Here is a 17841-nt window from a genome sequence, read left to right on the forward strand (position 1 = left end):
CCTACCGGCGCGCCTAGGGTGCGCCGGTAGCCACGGGAGTCTTGATGCAACGTCTTCAAAAAACCGACGCCAATCTGAGTGGAGAGCCCATCGAAGGCTGGTCCATCATCCGCCGCGTCGCGCCTTATCTCTGGCCCAAAGACAATCTGAACTTCCGTATCCGCGTGGTCGCGGCGCTGTTCGTGCTGCTCTTGGCCAAGTTGATCGCTGTCGGCTCCCCGATCCTTTATAAACAGGCTGTTGATGCACTTGCCCCTGAAGGCGCGGCGGGCGGCACCTTCCTTGCGCTTGGCGCGGTCGGTCTGACGCTCGCCTATGGCCTCGCGCGGCTCGGCGACACCGGTTTCCAGCAGCTGCGTAGCGTGATTTTCGCGAAGGTCGGGCAGGGTGCATTGCGCAAGCTCGCCATCGAGACCTTCACCCACATCCACCGCCTGTCGATGCGCTATCACATCACACGCAAGACGGGAGGGCTCAGCCGCATCATCGAACGCGGGGTGAAGGGTGTCGACTTCCTGCTGCGCACCATCCTCTTCAGCCTCGGGCCGCTTGTCCTGCAACTGATCCTGATCGGCATCGCACTGATGGCGTTCTTCGACGTCTGGTATCTCGTCGTCGTAGCGATCACGATTGCGCTCTATGTGGCCTTCACGTTCTCAGTCACCGAGTGGCGCGTAAAAATCCGCCGCGAGATGAACAAGCAGGACACCGATGCGAACCAGAAGGCCATCGACAGCCTGCTGAACTTCGAGACCGTGAAGTACTTCGGCGCGGAGACGTGGGAAGCCAATCGTTACGACCGTTCGATGGAGCGCTACGCCGCCGCTGCTGTGCGCACCACCAACTCGCTGGCACTGCTGAACTTCGGGCAGGGACTGATTATCACGGGCGGCCTTGTTGCCGTCATGGTGATGGCGGCTGTCGGCGTGCGGAACGGCTCGCTCACCGTTGGCGATTTCGTCATGGTGAACACCTACATGATCCAGATCACCATGCCGCTCAATTTTCTCGGCACGGTTTACCGCGAGATCCGTCAGGCGCTGATCGATATGGGCGATATGTTTGGCCTCCTCGATATGCCGCCCGAGATTACGGACAAGCCGAACGCTTCCCTGTTGCACGTGCGCGGCGGTGAGCTGACGTTCGAGGATGTTCACTTCGCTTACGAGCCGGAGCGTCCTGTTCTGAAAGGCATTTCTCTGACCGTACCAGCGGGGAAAACCGTTGCGATCGTCGGCTCGTCCGGCTCCGGTAAATCGACCATCGGACGTCTGTTGTTCCGTTTCTACGACGTCACTGGCGGCGCGATCCGCATCGACGGACAGGACCTGCGCGACGTGACGCAGGACAGTCTGCATCAGATGATCGGCGTGGTCCCGCAGGACACGGTGCTGTTCAACGACTCCATCCGCTACAACATCGCCTACGGCAATCCCGAAGCGTCCGAGGACGAGGTCATCGCCGCCGCCCGCGCAGCCAAGATCCATGACTTCGTGATGAGCCTTCCACGTGGATACGACACTGAAGTCGGTGAGCGCGGCCTGAAGCTGTCGGGCGGCGAAAAGCAGCGTGTAGGCATCGCCCGCACGATCCTGAAAAACCCGCCGATCCTGCTGCTGGACGAGGCAACTTCGGCGCTCGACACGGATACGGAGCGGTACATCCAGGCGCAGCTTCAGGAAATGGGCGAAGGGCGGACTGTGATCACTATCGCACACCGACTGAGCACAATTGCAGAGGCCGACGAGATTATCGTGCTCGAACATGGTGAAATCGTTGAAAAAGGCCGTCATGAAGCGCTTCTCTCACGAGGAGGGCGCTATGCGCAGCTCTGGAGAAAACAGGCATCGGAGGACGCCGCCTGATTGCGCCGCAGCGCAGCAAGGCCTAGACAGACTGCATTGAGATAAAATGTCGCAGTTTGGATAGATAATGCAACCTTCATTAGCCCGCGCCGCATTCGTGCTTGGCCTCCTGTCATTGGTCGGTCCATTCGCGATCGACATGTTCCTTCCTGCGCTTCCGACGATCGCTGCCGAACTTGGTGTGACCGAGGCCGAAGCGCAGATCACCCTCGTTGCCTACTTCGTCACGTTCGGCGTGGCGCAGCTCATCTACGGTCCGTGGGCCGACCAAGCGGGCCGTAAGGTGCCGCTTTACGTCGGTCTGGCCATCTTCCTGCTGGCTTCGGTCGGCTGTGCGCTGTCGAACGATCTGACGTCGCTCGCCATTTCGCGCGCGCTTCAGGGCTTTGGCGCTGCGTCCTTCGGCGTCATTCCCCGCGCGATCATCCGCGACATGCACACCGGTCCCCAAGCAACCAAGCTGATGTCCATGGTCATGCTGGTCATCGCGGTGTCCCCGATGCTCGCGCCTCTCGCAGGTAGCGGCGTTCTCGCGTTCGGTGAATGGCGTGATGTGTTTTGGGTGCTGGCGGGTGTCACCATCCTCAGCATTTGCGCGCTGCACTTCATGCAGCCCGAGACGCTGCCGAAAGAGCGCCGGATGCCGTTCCGTGTTGCCTCGCTCGGCCGTGCGGCCAAGGTGCTGGTCCGTGACCCGCGTTTCATGGGCCTGACCTTCATCGGCGCGTTCGGTTTCAGCAGCTTCTTCATCTTCATCGCCAGCGCGTCGTTCGTTTACACCAACCAGTTCGGCCTGACGGAAACCCAGTTCTCGCTGGCTTTCGCGGCCAATGCGCTGGGTTTCTTCGGCACCTCGCAGATCGCGGGTCCGCTGGGTGCGCGTCTGGGGGCAGAGCGCCTGATCCGCTACGGTGTGATGGTTTTTGCGACCTTCACCATCGGTCTGGCACTCGTAACGCTGGCTTTTGGCGGTCACCTCGTCGTCATCATGGCGATGCTGATCGGCGCCAATGCCGGCCTTGGTGTCGTCATTCCGTCGAGCATGGTTCTTGCGCTTGATGACCACGGGGAGATTGCCGGCATGGCCTCCTCGCTCGGCGGTGCATCGCAGATGATCACTGGCGCCGTTATGGTCGCGATCATGGGGCCGTTCTTTGATGGCACTGCCACGCCGATGGTCGTCGCGATTGGTTTCTGCGGTGCGATCTGCCTGACGCTGACCCTGCTGACGGTCCGTGCGCCGCGTGTCGGCTTCGCATAAAAGAACGCGATACGTTTAACTGAAAAGGCCACCCCGCGGGGTGGCCTTTTTATTATTCTGCCGCCCTCAGGTGCGGTTTCGGCGTGCTCACGGCCGCCGGAGGATCGGTCCAGATGAGGTCAGTGGACGCCTCATCCTTCGCCCACTTCCGCAGTGACCGTGCCAGGCGCGAACGCTGACCCGAACGGGCGAAGACAGCGGCAAGCGCCCGAGCAACCCACACGCGCAGCGCCAGCATGGCAGGTGTAAAGATCAGCGTCAGGACCGTCGCGATACCGAGGCCGAAGACGACTGCGGTTGCAAGCTGCTTCCACCAGAGCGCGGTCGGGCTGTCGATGGAATACCCCCCGTTGATGAAGTCGAGGCTGAGGCCGAACATCATCGGCGCAAGGCCCGCCATAGTGGTGATCGTCGTCAGCAGCACGGGGCGGATACGGTCCTGCGCGGTGCGCACAATCGCCTCCAGCTTCGGCATGTAGCGCGTGTATTCCTGATAGGTGTCGATCAGAACGATGTTGTTGTTTACCACGATCCCCGCCAGTGCGACGATGCCAGTACCAGTCATGATGATCGAGAAAGCCTGATCCATAACCAGCATCCCAACCAGCACACCGGCGGTCGACAGGATGACCGCGAGCAGCACCAGCACCGAGTTGTAGAAGCTGTTGAACTGGGCGAGCAGGATGATGAACATCAGGACCAGCGCACCGGCGAAGGCGGTTTGCAGGAAGGCTTGGCTTTCTTCCTGATCGGCCATGTCGCCGGCCCATTCGAAACTTACCGAAGCGGGCAGGTTGCCGTCCGTCAGTAGCCACTCTTCGAGCGCGGTGATACGTTCGTTGCCGTTGACGACAGCGCGCGTGAGTTCACCGCGGTCGATCATGCGCTGCTGCTCGGCAGTCAGTGCATCTTCGGCGATGTAGGTCTTTTCTTCGGTTTCGACGTTGGTCAGCACGACCATCCCGTCAGTGACGCCAGCCTTCAGATCGAAGTAGCGTTTCTGGTCGATCCGGTCGATCTGTGCGAGCTTTGGCACGGGCTGCCGCGTGATGAAGTTCGACAGCGGAACCAAGCCGTTTTGCGTGCGAACCTTCAGGCTGTCGAGCGTCGCAAGGACACGGTCTTCTTCGGGCAGGCGCACACGAATTTCGATCTCTTCGTCAGAGCTATCGACCCGCATCGTGTCGAGCAGAATGCCGCGCGTGACGAGTTGCACCATCGCGCCAACAGTGGCGACGTCGGCGCCGTAGCGACCTGCCTTCTCGACATCGACATTGATCTCCCAGTCGATCCCGGGGAGGGGGCGGCTGTCCTCGATCTGGGTGAGGGCAGGCATCGTCTCCATGTGCGCGCGGGCCGCAGCGGTGGCTGCCAGCAGGTCGTCCCAGTCGTCGGACTTGAGGCGCAGGTTCACCGGCTTGGCCGACGCAGGGCCCATAGCAAGGCTCAACGTTTCCGTGCGGATACCCGGCAGCTGATCAAGGCGCGACTGCAGGTTGGCCATGACAGCATTGCCGTCGAGTTCTTCCAGCGGAATGTCGTTTGCGATGGCATAGGCCGGACGGTCGTCCCACGGGATCAGTTCAAGCTGAAGCTGACCGATGGCGTCACGCGGGCTTTCGGCACCGGCCGTGTTCGCGTTGAGGCCGCCAGCGCCGGAGAAAGCAAAGACCGACTCGATGCCGGGCGTGCTTAGGGCGATATCCTCTGCCTGCGCGACGAGGGCGTCTTTTTCAGCGAGGCTGAGGTTACCGCGCGCCTGCACGTAGACGATGGATTGCTCCGGTTCGGTTTCGGTAAAGAATTCGACCCCGTTGTTGTTCTTGCCGAAGTAATCGAAGACCACGACCACGAAGCCGATGATCGCCACGATGGTGATGATCGGCATCACGGGGTTATTCGTGATCGCCCACATGAACCAGCCGAACGGCGAGCGGCGATAGCTGGTGTCGACGCGCTTGGCCTTACGTTGGTACTTCAGCGACCCCATCGTGATCGACATGGCCGCCGAAGCGACGCAGAAGATCAGGAAGCCGAGCATGAAGCTCTGTTGTCCGATTAGCGCGGGGTTCACGGCCGAAAGTGCCCCTGCGAGCATCGCTGCGACAGCAGTCAGCCACATCACCGCGCGAATGATCCACGGCAGCTTGCGCAAGCGGTCGGAGGCGTGTCCGAAGCTGCGGCTGATACGGCCAAGAACACCGCCCAGTACGGGCATGAAAATCAACGCGACGACCAGCGAAGCCGACAGAACGAAGATCAGCGTGACGGGCAGCATCCCCATGAACTGACCAGGGACGCCGGGCCAGAAAAGCATGGGAAGGAACGCGCAAAGCGTGGTCGCGGTCGAGGAGATGACTGGCCAGAACATGCGCTTGGCTGCCTCGGTGTAGGCGTGCATGGGGCCGAGGCCTTCGTCGATGCGCTTGTCGGCGTATTCCACGACTACGATGGCGCCGTCGACGAGCATACCGACCGCGAGGATCAGGCCGAACATCACGATGTTCGAGATTGTCACGTCCATCGCGCCGAGCAGCAGGAAGGTCAGCAGGAACGACGTCGGGATCGAGAAGCCGACGAGCAGGGCGGAGCGGGTGCCGAGCGAAGCGAGCACCACGATCATCACCAGCGCGATCGCCGTCAGAACTGAGCCTTCAAGCTGTTTGACCATCGAATCCACGGTGCGGCTCTGGTCGTTCGAGGTGCTGACCTGGATCGCTGCGCGGAGGTCTTCGGGCCAGTTTGCACGGGCTTCCTCGACGGTTTCGCGGATCAGTGTCGCGGTGTCGATAAGGTTGTAGCCGCGGGCTTTTACAACCTGCAAAGCGACCGTTTTTACGCCGTTGAAGCGGGCGGTACTTTCGGCGTCTTCGAACGTCAGACGGATCGTGGCGAGGTCACCGAGCGTAACAACGCGGTCGCCGTTCGTCTTGACCGGCAGGTCGTAGATGTCGGAGGGCGTGTCGAAGGACGAGGGGATCTTGACCGCGAAATTACCCTGATCGGTTTCGACTTCACCCGCTGCGATCAGCAGGTTGTTCTGGGTGACCACGTTGATGAGCTCGCCAGCCGTGACGTTGTACGCCTCAAGGCGCAGCGGATCTATTTCAACCTCTAGCATCTCGTCACGCTGACCGCTCAGATCGGCGGACAGGACGGCGTCAATACCTTCAACTTCTTCCTGCAAGTCTTTGGCGACGTTGATCAAAGTGCGCTCCGGCACGTTGCCGGTGAGGCTCACGATGATGATCGGGAATTCGGAGAAGTTGATCTCGTTGATCGAGTAGTTGTCGGCACCAGCGGGGAACTTGCCCTCGACGCTGTTCATCGCGTCGCGGACGTCGGCCATTGTCTTGGTCTTGTCCCAACCGAATTCGAATTCCAGCGCGACACCGGCATAACCTTCGGCGGCGTTGGAGGTCATCTTTTTCAGCCCGTCGAGGTCACCGAGTTCGGTTTCCATCGGCTTGACCAGCAGCGTTTCGGAGTCGGCTGCGGAAATGCCGGGGAAGGGCACTGACACGAAGAGCGCCGGAATTTCGATATCCGGTTCGCCTTCTTTCGGGAGCGAGGTGTAAGCGCCCCATCCTGCCACGATAGAAAGCAGGATGAAGAGGATCACCATGCGGGCCCGTGACGCGGCCCAGTCGATCATTCCGGTCATAACGCATCCTCACGGAAGGTCGGTGCTACGGTGACGCCTTCAACAACATATTCCTGACCGACGACGATGATGTCGGCCTCGGGTTCGAGGCCCGCAACCCAGATACCGTCGATGGTATCGCGCACGGCCTCGACCGGAGCGAACTCTACCACGTTTTCGGCTGTGAGGATACGCAGGCCCAGAATGCCATCATCGTTGAGCGTGAGCGCGGATTGGGGAACGAGGTGCGCCTCACGTCCGTCGGTGGCGATCATGATCTCCGCTGTCTGGCCGTCGCGGATCGACAGGTCGGCGTTCGGAACCTCGATTTCCACACGGAAGGTGCGGGTGGTCGCATCTGCGGAGCGGGCGATGAAGTTCACGCGTCCTTCGGTTGTCAGGCCCGAAGCGAGCTCTGCCGAAGCGCGCGAACCGATCTGTACCTGCTCGACCTCGGTTTCGGGCAGGAAGCCCACAAGCTTGATCGGGTCGAGCTGGATGATCGTTGCGCATTCGCCGCCGGTGCTGAGGAGGGTGCCCAGCTCTGCGGTGTCGGTTTCCAGCAGGCCGCCGAAGGGGGCGGTGATTTCGGTGTTGCGGATGTCGCGCTCTGCGTTGTCCAGCGCAGCGCGCGCGGCAGACACGGCGGCTTCGGCGCCGCGGAGGCGTGTTTCCGAAGCGTAGCCTTCGGTGTTCAGCTTCTCTGCGGCGGATAGGCTTAGCTCGGCTTCACTCAGCGCGGCTTCTGCTTGGGCAAGCGACGCCTCGCGGGAGGCCATGTCAATGCGGCAAAGGACGTCGCCTTCGTTGACATAAGCACCCTTGCGCAGCGGATCGGAGACGACCTGACCGGCGGTTTGCGCTCGAACCGTGACCTGCCGTGCGGCTTCGGTCTGGCCGCGCAGGATCACGGCATTGTCAATCGCCTCGGCCACGGAATGCTGTACGACAACGCGAATGAGGCTCGGCGCCTCAGTGGTTTCAATGACCTCGGTTTCCGCTTCGTCCGGTTCTTCGACTTGGGCGAAGGCCAGAAGTTGGTCGCGCTCCGCAATTGCGAAGTAAAGAGCAGCTGTCACCAACGCCGATGTCATCAGCGGTAAAATACGCATTCGTGTTCCCCCAAAGGCCTTTGATGGCTGTTCCCAGCCGCATACCCGCAACGGGCTTAGTCCGTATAGTTTTCTTTACGGTAAACAGGCCCGTTCAGATTAAATTCCACGCAAAGTTGCTGCAAGGCAGCATTCCCCGACCTTTCCGTAGGGCTTGGCAATTGCGCCCGCTTCACGATAAGACGTTGACCGAATTGAAAGTGACAGGCGGGCCGACCGTCGGAAGGCGAAATGAGCAATAACGATAGTTTCGTAGACGAGGTGGCGGAAGAGCTTCGCCGCGACCGTCTTTATCACATGATCCGCCGTTATGGTTGGATCGCTGTTGTCGCAGTTGTCGGTTTGGTCGGTGGTACCGCCTATTTCGAGTATACCGGCGCGCAGGAACGCGCTGCTGCGCAGGCCAAGGGCGATGCGATCCTCGCGGCGATGGAGAACAACGACTCCGCATCGCGTAGCGCAGCACTGAACGAACTGCCGCAGGGCGTTGTTGCGCTTATGCTCGAAGCATCGACCGCAGTTGACGCAGGCGACCGCGAAGCCGCGATTGCCGCGTACCGCAAGATTGCCGACGTCGAGGGCGTGCAGAGCATCTACGTGAACGTCGCGGCGTTCAAAGCCATGCTCCTCGATGCGCAGGACATGACCGCCGAAGAGAAAATTGCGGCATTTGAACCCTTTACGGACGTCTCCAACCCGCTAAATCTGCTTGCACTGGAGCAGATCGCTCTGGCGCATGTCGAAGCAGGTGAGCGCGAGAAAGCTCTCGAAATCCTGACGCGTATCGAAAACGATGCATCGACGACTCGGGGCTTGCGTGACCGCGCAGGAACGCTGATTGTTTCTTTGGGCGGCGACGCCGAATAACGCGATAGAGGGGGCAGCCAATGTCGATCCGGACACTACTTAGCAGCTCGGTCCTGCTGGCTGCTCTGGCAGGTTGCGGCGGCACCGACGTCATCCTTCCGGGTGAACGCGTCGATTTCCGCGATGGCACCTACGCTGCGCCTCAGGCCGAAGCGAATATCGCGCTGGCGGCTTCGATCCCTGCTGCAACGAACAACGCCGACTGGGCGCAGAACGGCGGCAACGCCCAGCACAATGTCCAGAACGCAGCCTTTGGCGGAACGCCGCAGCTTCTGTTCTCGGCCGATATCGGTGCGGGCAACGAAAAGCGCGCCCGACTGGCCGCCGACCCCATCGTTGCGGGCGGTGTGGTCTACACGATTGATTCCGACTCGCAACTGGTTGCCACCTCCACCGTAGGTGCGCGCCTGTGGCAGTCGAACCTGAAGCCCGTTGGTGAGCGCGTCGCCGGTCCCGCAGGCGGTATGGCCGTTGCAGGCGGCATCATCTACGCGACCTCCGGTTATGGCGAAATCATCGCGCTCGACACATCGAACGGCGGCATCGTCTGGCGTCAGGATCTGAACTCCGCCGGTGCAGCCGCGCCGACCGTTGCTAACGGCATGGTTTATGTCGCGAGCCGTGATAGCCGCGGCTGGGTGCTCGACGCCGCGAATGGCCGCGTGAAGTGGACCGTCGACGGCATCACATCGGAAACCCGCTACGGTTCTGGCGCGAGCGTTGCGATCGGCAGTGACCTGTCGCTGTTCCCGTTCCCGTCGGGCCAGATCATCGCGACCTTCCGCAACGGCGGCACAAATCGCTGGAATTCGGCTGTCGCGGGTGAGCGCCTCGGCTACGCTGTCGGCACTGTATTTACTGGTGTTTCCAGCTCTCCGGTCATCGACGGCGGTACCGTGTACGCCAGCAATCCGGTGGGCCGCATTGCTGCGATGAACCTTGCAACTGGCGCAATCGAGTGGACCGCCAAAGACGGTGCCATCGGTCCGATCCAGCTGACGGGCAACTCGCTCTACTTCGTCAATGATGTGAACGAGCTGGTCCGCCTCGACAAGAATTCCGGCAACGTCATCTGGCGCCAATCGCTGCCCGATATGATCGAGCGTCGCTTCGGTCTGTCGAACGCGGCTTACGCTCATTACGGTCCTGTCATGGCGGGCGGTCAGCTTTATGTCGCATCGTCCGACGGCAACCTGCGCCAGTTCGATCCGGCATCGGGCGCGCTGGTCGGTCAGACCGAGGTTCGTGGCGGCGCAGCATCCAATCCGGTAGTCGCCGGCGGTGTACTTTACGTCGTGTCCCAAGACGGCAAACTGTTGGCTTTCCGTTGACGCGATAATGGTGTATCGCCCCTTTTCTGACTAGAAAGGGCATTTGCCATGACATTCACGCTCGCTATCGTCGGTCGCCCGAACGTGGGCAAATCGACACTGTTCAACCGTCTGGTTGGTAAGAGACTCGCTTTGGTCGACGACCAGCCGGGTGTGACTCGCGATTTGCGTGAAGGCGAGGCAAAGCTCGGCAACATCAAGTTCACGGTCATCGATTCTGCCGGTCTTGAAGAAGCCACCGACGACAGCCTTCAGGGCCGTATGCGCCGCCTGACAGAGCGCGCGGTGGAGATGGCCGATGTATGCCTTTTCCTCGTGGATGCCCGCGCCGGTATCACCCCGTCCGATGAAGTGTTTGCCGACATCCTGCGCAAGAAAAACGCGCACGTGATCCTCGCTGCGAACAAATCCGAAGGGCGTGCGGGTGAGGGCGGTTACCTCGAAGCGTTCTCGCTCGGCCTTGGCGAGCCGATCCGCCTGTCCGCCGAACACGGCGAGGGTCTGGACGAGCTGTATCACATGCTGCTGCCGCTCTCGGAACAGTTCGAAGAACGCGCCGCTGCCGATGCGCCCGAGGTCGACGTCGATATCGAGGACTGGGACGAGTTCGAAGAGGGCGAAGAGCCCGAGATCATGATGCCGACCGAGAGCAAGCCGCTCCAGATCGCCGTCATCGGTCGCCCGAACGCGGGTAAGTCCACGCTTATCAACAAGATCATCGGTGAAGAGCGTCTGCTCACCGGTCCGGAAGCAGGCATCACCCGCGATGCAATCTCGGTCCGCACCACGTGGGAAGACGTGCCGATGCGTATCTTCGATACCGCCGGTATGCGCCGTAAAGGCAAAGTGAATGAGAAGCTGGAAAAGCTCTCGGTCGCTGACGGTATTCGCGCGGTCAAGTTCGCCGAAGTCGTGGTCGTTCTGCTCGACGTGTCGATTCCGTTCGAACAACAGGACCTTCGCATCGCCGACCTCGCCGAACGTGAAGGCCGCGCGGTGATCGTCGCCGTCAACAAGTGGGACGCCGAAGACAACAAGCAGGAAAAGCTGAACGATCTTCGCGAGAAGTTCGGTCGCCTTCTGCCGCAGCTGCGCGGCGCTCCGATGGTGACCGTCTCGGCCAAGACCGGCAAAGGCCTCGACCGTCTGCACGCAGCGATCATGAAGGCCTACGTGACGTGGAACCGCCGCGTGTCGACCTCCGCGCTGAACCGCTGGCTGGTTGGGATGCTGGAGCAGCACCCGCCGCCCGCACCGCAGGGCAAGCGCATCAAGATGCGTTACGTCACTCAGGTGAAGACGCGTCCTCCGCAGTTCGTTGTCATGACCTCGCACCCCGATAAGGTGCCCGAGAGCTATGAGCGTTACCTGATTAACGGTCTGCGCGAAGACTTTGAAATGCCGGGTACCCCGATCCGCCTTTACCTGCGCGATCAGGGTGAAAAGAACCCGTATAAGAACAAGAAGAAAAAGCAGCCGTCCAAGCTGTCCAAGCACCTTAAGTAAAGGCGCGACGGGCCAGACGGCTGAGCAGCAGAACGATGCCGATACCGGCAAGCGCCGACATAATCCAATTGTCGGCGCCGTTCTGCACGATGATCCCGACCAGCGCCCAAATCACGGCAATCCCGTAGGCAGGGCCGCTGGGCGGCATCATCTGCACAAGGATCGCAGCCGACATCGCAATTGCAAGGAACAGGATCGACGCGGCCTGGTAGCTCAGGATGCCGTAGCCTGCGACCGCGATGGCCAGCGATACGAACGACGCAGCCGTCAGCCAGCCTGCGTAGAGGCCGAGCGGCACCTTCAGCCACCAGAAATCCTTGTCAGGCGAGCGGAGTAGGGCGAGCACGGTGACGCCTGCCATCACCAGAATGACCACCGTCGCCCAGATGACCGTCGCATTCGCAATCGCGAGCCAGAGCGTGCCGAGCGCGAGGCTCAGCGCGAGCGGGCCGCGCACCAGTTGCCATTGGTAATCGTCACGCCGTTTCCAGAGGCCATAGACCGCCGAAACGATCAACCATGTGTAGATGACGCCCCAGATGCTGAACGCGTATCCCGCGGGCTGGATGGGCGGCTGATCCATGAAAACGGGGATCTGGCCTTCCTCGTAGCCGGTGAACGGCTCTGTCACGAGCGGGGCAAAGACAAAGGTCAGCGAGAAGAAGGCGGTCAGCCAAGGAAGATAGCGTTTCATGCGAAGTCCTACGTCCGGCGGAGTACACTAGATCAACGCTGCACCCGAAACGCTTGTTCCGCAAAATAAAAAAGGGCGCCGAAGCGCCCTTTTCTTATTCCAGATCACCGGCTGCGTTCAGCACCGTCTTGCCCCGCAGATACGGATGAAGCGAGGCGGGCAGCGTGACCGAACCGTCTTCGTTCTGGCCGTTTTCCAGAACCGCAATGAGCGTGCGGCCAACAGCAAGGCCCGAGCCGTTCAGCGTATGAACGAACTGCGGCTTGCCGCCTTCGGTCGGCTTGAAGCGGGCGTTCATGCGGCGCGCCTGATAGTCACCAGCGGTCGATACCGACGAAATCTCGCGGTACTTGTCCTGACCGGGCAGCCAGACTTCGAGGTCGTGGGTCCGCTTCATACCAGCGCCCATATCGCCCGCGCAGAGCTTCATGGTGCGGTAGGGCAGTTCGAGCGCCTCGAGGATCGCTTCGGCCTGACGGGTCATACGCGCGTGCTCGTTTTCCGACTCGTCGGGGTGGACGATCGATACCATCTCGACCTTCTCGAACTGGTGCTGACGCAGCATACCCGAGGTATCGCGGCCGGCCGAACCCGCTTCCGAACGGAAGCACTGGGTATGCGCGGCGTAGCGCATCGGCAGGGTCGACTCTTCGATCGTGTCGCCGTTGACGAGGTTGGTCAGCGTGACTTCGGCGGTCGGGATGAGCCACCAGCCGTTGGTGGTCTGGTAGCTGTCCTCGCCGAACTTCGGAAGCTGGCCGGTGCCGTACATCATGTCTTCCTTGACCATCACGGGGGTGATGGCTTCGGTCAGACCGTGATTTTCGACGTGGAAGTCCAGCATGAACTGGGCCAGCGCACGGTGGATGCGAGCAACGCCGCCAGTCAGCACAACGAAACGGCTGCCCGAAAGCTTGGCGCCCGCTTCGAAGTCCATGCCCTTCTTCACACCGGCAAGGTCGTAGTGCTCCACCGGTTTGAAGTCGAACGAACGCGGGGTGCCCCAACGGCCGATTTCGACGTTGTCGTTTTCGTCGGCACCATCGGGCACATCATCATAGAGCATGTTCGGCAGCGTCAGGAGGAGCGTGTTCAACTCTTCGTCCTTCTGCTTGGCCTGCTCCTGCATCTGCGCGATTTCTGTTTTCTTTTCAGCGACCAGCGCGCGGAGGCGTTCGAACTCGGCCTCGTCGCCTTTGGCCTTGGCCGCACCGACTTCTTTCGACGCCTTGTTCTGCTCGGCCTGCGCGGTTTCGGCAGCGAGGATCAGCGCACGGCGCGCTTCGTCGATGGCAAGGATTTCTGACGAAACCGGCGATGCTCCACGACGCGAGAGGGCGGCATCAAAGGCTGCCGGATTTTCGCGGATAAAGCGGATGTCATGCATAGTTCCGTCTCCTTGGTTTGAATGACGCGGTGCTTATTGCACGGCCTCTAACACGAGGGAAGGGCCAAGGTGACTGTGAAACTTTCAAGACACCCCTTGCGGGATGATATGATATAACATAACAGTTAGCCGACCGAAGCAAACGGAGCCTCGTCACGCCTTTGTCCAACGCCGAATTGCGGCCGGCTCTGTCGGTCTGCTGATTTGAAAATCCCTTTTTAGTCCGCTCAAGAATACTCGGCGCATCCGTTGCCGGGACCGAAGAGGTCATGCCGTGTCCCAACTACGCCAGTGCACAGGATCGTTCTCAAGATGAATGGAAACCTCGGCCGGAATGGCCTGCGCAAACGTAGACGGCGCAATGACCCTATGCGTGACTTCGACGCTCTTCCTCTCGCGCTGCGTCAGTGGATGGCTGGCGCTGCGATGCCATGGTCGCCTGCATCGTGCCGCCGCATCTGGCTCCGCGCGAGGTCCAAAGGGGAGAGCGTCGAAGCCGTACTGGAAAGGCTGGACAGGGCAGAGCGGCAGTGCCTCGGTCGCGAGCGAATGGGTCTCGTGGCCCAAAATTTGCCAACGCAGCCCGTAGCGGGTCGCAGCATATCAAAAAACTGACATACTGGGCGCGTATTGCGCGCCGAATACCGAAAGGAATTACAATGAAAACCATTGGTCTGGCGGTTCTCGCCACTGTCGCCGCCGCTCCGCTGTTTGCCGAAGACGGACACCGCGAAATGGGCGCGCACGTTCACGGCGTCAGCAAGCTGGAGATGGCCGTCGAAGGCACCACCGTTGAGATGCACCTAGAGGCGCCTGGCATGGACATCGTCGGTTTCGAATACGAGCCGAGCACGGATGTCGACCTTGCAGCTGTTGAGGACGCGATTGCCCAGCTCATGCGCGCTGACGAGCTGTTTGTTTTCAACGACGCGGCGGGCTGTGCGCCTGTCGACGCAATGGCCGAGCTGCACATTCATGACGGCGAAGAGCATGAAGAAGGACATGATGACCACGACGAACACGAACACGAAGAAGAAGGTGCGCGCCATACCGAATTCGAAGCGCACTACGTGTTTGACTGCGAAGATACCTCTGCTTTGACCAGCATCGAGTTTCCGTTCTTCACTCGGTTCGAGAACGCCCACGAGATCGAAGCGCAATACGTCACCGATGCAGGTGCCGGTTCCGCCGAGATTGACCACCACGTCGCCAAACTGACCCTGAACTAAGCCATGACCAAAGCCGCTTTAAAACTCTCCGATGTCCGATTTTCATGGCCGGGAAAGGGCGGCTTTGCACTGACGTGTCCGTCGTTTGCCTTGGGGCAGGGCGAAAGGGTCCTGCTCCTTGGTGAAAGCGGGTCGGGCAAATCCACTTTGCTGTCATTGATCTGCGGGATTGTTGCCGCCAATCAGGGCGAGGTGCAGGTCTCCGGCACTGACCTCGGAAAGCTACGGGTCGGTGCGCGGGACCGTTTCCGCTCCGAAAATATCGGGGTGATTTTCCAGCAGTTCAATCTGCTTCCCTATGGCCGCGTGGTTGATAACATCTTGCTTCCACTCAGGTTTTCGCCCGAGCGGCGCAAGCGTGCGGGTGATGGCAACGCCGAAGCTGCCCGCCTTTGCACTGACCTTGGTCTGCCTGATGGCGTGATGAATACGCCTGCGGGGCGTCTGAGCGTTGGCCAGCAGCAACGTGTCGCCGTGGCGCGTGCGCTGATCGGTCGCCCGCCTTTGATAGTCGCGGACGAGCCGACTTCTGCGCTGGATGCGGCGACACAGGACACGTTCCTTGAACTCCTGTTCCGTCAGACACGAGAGGCTGGATCGGCGGTGCTCATGGTTAGTCACGACGAACGGCTCGGCGACAGGTTCGACCGCGTCATCCGCCTTGAGGACATCGTCAAAACCGAAAGGGCCGCCGCATGATTTTCCGTCTCGCTTTCGGCTCGCTTATCGCCCGCGCCCTGACGGTCGGTATGACGATCATCGCCATTGCTCTGTCGGTCGCGCTCTTCCTCGGGGTAGAAAAAGTCCGCACCGGTGCCCGCGATAGCTTTGCCGATACGATTTCGGGCACCGACCTGATTGTTGGCGCGCGGTCGGGTTCGGTACAGCTGCTGCTCTATTCCGTGTTCCGCATCGGCAACGCAACGAACAATGTGACGTGGGAAAGCTACGAGGACATCGCAAACCGTGAAGAGGTCGACTGGATCGTGCCGATCTCGCTGGGCGACAGCCATAAGCAGTTCCGCGTGATGGGCACGACCAACGAGTTCTTTGACCGCTACAAATTCCGCGGTGGCCGCTCGCTCGAATTTGCGGACGGGCAGGGAGTTGGTGACCTTTACGATACTGTCGTCGGCGCCGACGTGGCCGAAACGCTCGGGTACAAAGTGGGCGACCCGATAGTGGTGGCACATGGCCTTGCGTCGTTTACCGAACATGACGACCAGCCGTTCCGTATTGCTGGTATCCTCGCCAAGACCGGCACGCCCGTTGACCGCACGGTGATTGTCAGCTTGGAGGCAATCGAGGCTATCCACATCGACTGGCAGACGGGCGCGAAGTCCGGCGGACCCGCAACGCCGGTCGAGCAAATCCGCCAGATGAACCTTCAGCCGCAAGCGATCACAGCGGCGCTGGTCGGGGTGAAATCCCGTCTTCAAATATTTGGACTACAACGGTGGATCAACGAATACGCCGAAGAGCCTCTGCTCGCAGTCCTTCCCGGTGTCGCCCTGCAAGAGCTCTGGCAGATCGTCGGGGTAGCCGAAAACGCACTGATCGGCGTGTCCGCGATGGTCGTGCTGACCGCGCTAATCGGGATGATGGCGATGATCTTCTCCAGCCTGAACGAGAGGCGGCGGGAGATGGCGATCTGGCGTGCGGTTGGCGCGAGCCCCGTGACGATCCTCGGCATGCTGGTGCTGGAGGCAGTCCTGATGGCAGCCATCGGCGCGGCGCTCGGTGTTGTAATCCTCTACGCCGGACTGATGGTTTTCCAGCCGTGGGCCGACGCCGCCTATGGCATCTGGCTCCCGATTGAGGCACCCTCGCTCTATGAAATTCAATTGCTCGGCGCGGTGATTTTGGCGGCGGCACTCGCCAGCCTCGTTCCGGCGCTGCGCGCCTACCGCCTCTCGCTCGCAGATGGCATGATGGTGAGAATATGATCCGACTTTCCCGCAGACAGCTTTTGTTAACGACCACCGCGGCGGCAGTTTTGTCTCGCGCTGCTCTCGCTGCCGACTATCAGGAGATCACGTGGGACGACCTGATCCCGCCCGGCGTGCCGTATTCCGAGATTATCGGGAACGGCGAGATGGACGTGATGAATGATACGTGGAACCCGGTGTTTGATGAGAACGGGGTGAAGCTCAACATGGCTCTTGACGGCATGGCGGTGAAGCTGCCGGGCTACATCATCCCGATCGATGTGGGGACGGAAGGTGTCACGAGCTTTGTCTTTGTGCCTTACACTGGTGCCTGCATCCATGTACCGCCGCCTCCGCCCAATCAGGTGGTGTTCGTGATGAGCGAGACCCCTTGGCCAAACGATCAGTTGTTCGATGCCGTGTGGGTTTATGGGACCATGTCCGCCAAGCTGCAAAGCAACGAGCTGGCGCAGATGGGCTATGAAATTAAAGCCGAGAAGATGGAAATTTACGAATGGACGTAATGCAGCCCACCCGCCGAGGCGTGCTTTTGACTTCGGTTGCGTTGATGGCTTTCGGCCTTCCCGGGATGGCCGACGAGGTCTTCGATATCGAGTGGAAAGACCTCATGCCCGAAGGCGAAGCAACCGGACCCAGCGGCGTTGTCGAACACGACGGCGCGGCGGCGATCAGTCAGCCCGCATCGACCGGCGTTCGCACGGACTGGAACGGTCAGACAGTCCGCCTGTCTGGCTTTGTGATCCCGATGGAGTACGACGGCACCGCAGTAAAAACCTTCATGCTTGTGCCTTACGTTGGCGCATGCATCCACGTCCCGCCGCCGCCTGCGAACCAGTTGGTGCTGGTCACGACTGATCGCCCTTATGAGTCCGGTGGGTTATTCGAGCCGGTCACGGTCACAGGTATGTTCGGCGCGGCCTCCAATTCCACCCAGCTGGCCGAGGTCGGATATGCACTCTCTGCTGACAGGATCGTGCCTTACGAGTAAGCGCGGAGG

General features: G+C 60.7%; 15 protein-coding genes. 11 read left to right on the plus strand and 4 right to left on the minus strand.

What is annotated here, in order from left to right:
- Positions 1-44: 44 nt before the first annotated feature.
- Both IF204_RS03540 and IF204_RS03545 read left to right on the plus strand, forming a co-directional pair.
- On the plus strand, positions 45-1865 hold the full coding sequence (locus IF204_RS03540) for an ABCB family ABC transporter ATP-binding protein/permease (protein ID WP_194094720.1): 1821 nt from the start codon (positions 45-47) through the stop codon (positions 1863-1865).
- A 67-nt stretch (positions 1866-1932) separates the two neighbouring features.
- The gene (locus IF204_RS03545) at positions 1933-3126 is read left to right on the plus strand and encodes a multidrug effflux MFS transporter (protein ID WP_194094722.1); all 1194 of its coding nucleotides are present in this window, start codon (positions 1933-1935) and stop codon (positions 3124-3126) included.
- Between the two features lie 52 nt (positions 3127-3178).
- Here the strand turns inward: IF204_RS03545 and IF204_RS03550 are convergent, their stop codons facing one another.
- Both IF204_RS03550 and IF204_RS03555 read right to left on the minus strand, forming a co-directional pair.
- Entirely contained in the window at positions 3179-6790 is a 3612-nt protein-coding gene (locus tag IF204_RS03550; RefSeq protein WP_194094724.1) for an efflux RND transporter permease subunit, read from the minus strand.
- The gene (locus IF204_RS03555) at positions 6787-7881 is read right to left on the minus strand and encodes an efflux RND transporter periplasmic adaptor subunit (RefSeq protein WP_194094727.1); all 1095 of its coding nucleotides are present in this window, start codon (positions 7879-7881) and stop codon (positions 6787-6789) included. The genes IF204_RS03550 and IF204_RS03555 overlap by 4 nt, the downstream gene beginning before the upstream one ends.
- 231 nt (positions 7882-8112) lie before the next feature.
- On the opposite strand from IF204_RS03555, the gene IF204_RS03560 reads away from it, so the two are divergent.
- From IF204_RS03560 to der, 3 genes are read left to right on the plus strand one after another with little or no spacing between them, the layout of a single operon-like run.
- Complete coding sequence (locus IF204_RS03560; RefSeq protein ID WP_194094730.1) at positions 8113-8748, plus strand: hypothetical protein; 636 nt, start codon at positions 8113-8115, stop codon at positions 8746-8748.
- A gap of 20 nt (positions 8749-8768) precedes the next feature.
- Positions 8769-10079 (plus strand): outer membrane protein assembly factor BamB family protein, encoded by a 1311-nt coding sequence (locus IF204_RS03565; RefSeq protein ID WP_194094732.1) that lies wholly within the window; start codon positions 8769-8771, stop codon positions 10077-10079.
- Between the two features lie 48 nt (positions 10080-10127).
- Positions 10128-11585, plus strand: coding sequence for a ribosome biogenesis GTPase Der (der, locus tag IF204_RS03570; RefSeq protein ID WP_194094734.1), 1458 nt, complete (start codon positions 10128-10130; stop codon positions 11583-11585).
- Here the strand turns inward: der and IF204_RS03575 are convergent.
- Both IF204_RS03575 and serS read right to left on the minus strand, forming a co-directional pair.
- Entirely contained in the window at positions 11578-12279 is a 702-nt protein-coding gene (locus IF204_RS03575; RefSeq protein ID WP_194094736.1) for a tryptophan-rich sensory protein, read from the minus strand. The two genes, der and IF204_RS03575, sit on opposite strands and share 8 nt — an antisense overlap.
- Positions 12280-12373: 94 nt before the next feature.
- Complete coding sequence (gene serS / locus IF204_RS03580; protein WP_194094738.1) at positions 12374-13666, minus strand: serine--tRNA ligase; 1293 nt, start codon at positions 13664-13666, stop codon at positions 12374-12376.
- A gap of 312 nt (positions 13667-13978) precedes the next feature.
- On the opposite strand from serS, the gene IF204_RS20040 reads away from it, so the two are divergent.
- Genes IF204_RS20040 through IF204_RS03605 form a run of 6 tightly spaced genes read left to right on the plus strand, consistent with a single transcriptional unit; the run spans position 13979 to position 17832 of the window.
- On the plus strand, positions 13979-14281 hold the full coding sequence (locus IF204_RS20040) for a DUF6525 family protein (protein WP_228069047.1): 303 nt from the start codon (positions 13979-13981) through the stop codon (positions 14279-14281).
- Positions 14282-14325: 44 nt separating this feature from the next.
- Positions 14326-14895, plus strand: coding sequence for a ZrgA family zinc uptake protein (locus IF204_RS03585; RefSeq protein WP_194094740.1), 570 nt, complete (start codon positions 14326-14328; stop codon positions 14893-14895).
- 3 nt (positions 14896-14898) lie between these two features.
- On the plus strand, positions 14899-15594 hold the full coding sequence (locus IF204_RS03590) for an ABC transporter ATP-binding protein (RefSeq protein ID WP_194094742.1): 696 nt from the start codon (positions 14899-14901) through the stop codon (positions 15592-15594).
- Positions 15591-16841, plus strand: a complete 1251-nt coding sequence (locus IF204_RS03595; RefSeq protein ID WP_194094744.1) for an ABC transporter permease — start codon at positions 15591-15593, stop codon at positions 16839-16841. Before IF204_RS03590 ends, IF204_RS03595 begins: the two co-directional genes overlap by 4 nt.
- Complete coding sequence (locus IF204_RS03600; protein WP_194094745.1) at positions 16838-17347, plus strand: DUF3299 domain-containing protein; 510 nt, start codon at positions 16838-16840, stop codon at positions 17345-17347. Before IF204_RS03595 ends, IF204_RS03600 begins: the two co-directional genes overlap by 4 nt.
- Complete coding sequence (locus IF204_RS03605) at positions 17347-17832, plus strand: DUF3299 domain-containing protein (protein WP_228069049.1); 486 nt, start codon at positions 17347-17349, stop codon at positions 17830-17832. Before IF204_RS03600 ends, IF204_RS03605 begins: the two co-directional genes overlap by 1 nt.
- Positions 17833-17841: the final 9 nt, after the last annotated feature.

This window comes from Marivivens aquimaris, from assembly GCF_015220045.1.
GTDB lineage: Bacteria > Pseudomonadota > Alphaproteobacteria > Rhodobacterales > Rhodobacteraceae > Marivivens > Marivivens aquimaris.

Excerpts from the sequence above, each read along its gene's own strand:
- IF204_RS03540 (WP_194094720.1), top strand. The coding sequence starts at position 45 with ATGCAACGTCTTCAAAAAACCGACGCCAATCTGAGTGGAGAGCCCATC.
- IF204_RS03545 (WP_194094722.1), top strand. The coding sequence starts at position 1,933 with ATGCAACCTTCATTAGCCCGCGCCGCATTCGTGCTTGGCCTCCTGTCA.
- IF204_RS03550 (WP_194094724.1), bottom strand. The coding sequence starts at position 6,790 with ATGACCGGAATGATCGACTGGGCCGCGTCACGGGCCCGCATGGTGATC.
- IF204_RS03555 (WP_194094727.1), bottom strand. The coding sequence starts at position 7,881 with ATGCGTATTTTACCGCTGATGACATCGGCGTTGGTGACAGCTGCTCTT.
- IF204_RS03560 (WP_194094730.1), top strand. The coding sequence starts at position 8,113 with ATGAGCAATAACGATAGTTTCGTAGACGAGGTGGCGGAAGAGCTTCGC.
- IF204_RS03565 (WP_194094732.1), top strand. The coding sequence starts at position 8,769 with ATGTCGATCCGGACACTACTTAGCAGCTCGGTCCTGCTGGCTGCTCTG.
- der (WP_194094734.1), top strand. The coding sequence starts at position 10,128 with ATGACATTCACGCTCGCTATCGTCGGTCGCCCGAACGTGGGCAAATCG.
- IF204_RS03575 (WP_194094736.1), bottom strand. The coding sequence starts at position 12,279 with ATGAAACGCTATCTTCCTTGGCTGACCGCCTTCTTCTCGCTGACCTTT.
- serS (WP_194094738.1), bottom strand. The coding sequence starts at position 13,666 with ATGCATGACATCCGCTTTATCCGCGAAAATCCGGCAGCCTTTGATGCC.
- IF204_RS20040 (WP_228069047.1), top strand. The coding sequence starts at position 13,979 with ATGAATGGAAACCTCGGCCGGAATGGCCTGCGCAAACGTAGACGGCGC.
- IF204_RS03585 (WP_194094740.1), top strand. The coding sequence starts at position 14,326 with ATGAAAACCATTGGTCTGGCGGTTCTCGCCACTGTCGCCGCCGCTCCG.
- IF204_RS03590 (WP_194094742.1), top strand. The coding sequence starts at position 14,899 with ATGACCAAAGCCGCTTTAAAACTCTCCGATGTCCGATTTTCATGGCCG.
- IF204_RS03595 (WP_194094744.1), top strand. The coding sequence starts at position 15,591 with ATGATTTTCCGTCTCGCTTTCGGCTCGCTTATCGCCCGCGCCCTGACG.
- IF204_RS03600 (WP_194094745.1), top strand. The coding sequence starts at position 16,838 with ATGATCCGACTTTCCCGCAGACAGCTTTTGTTAACGACCACCGCGGCG.
- IF204_RS03605 (WP_228069049.1), top strand. The coding sequence starts at position 17,347 with ATGCAGCCCACCCGCCGAGGCGTGCTTTTGACTTCGGTTGCGTTGATG.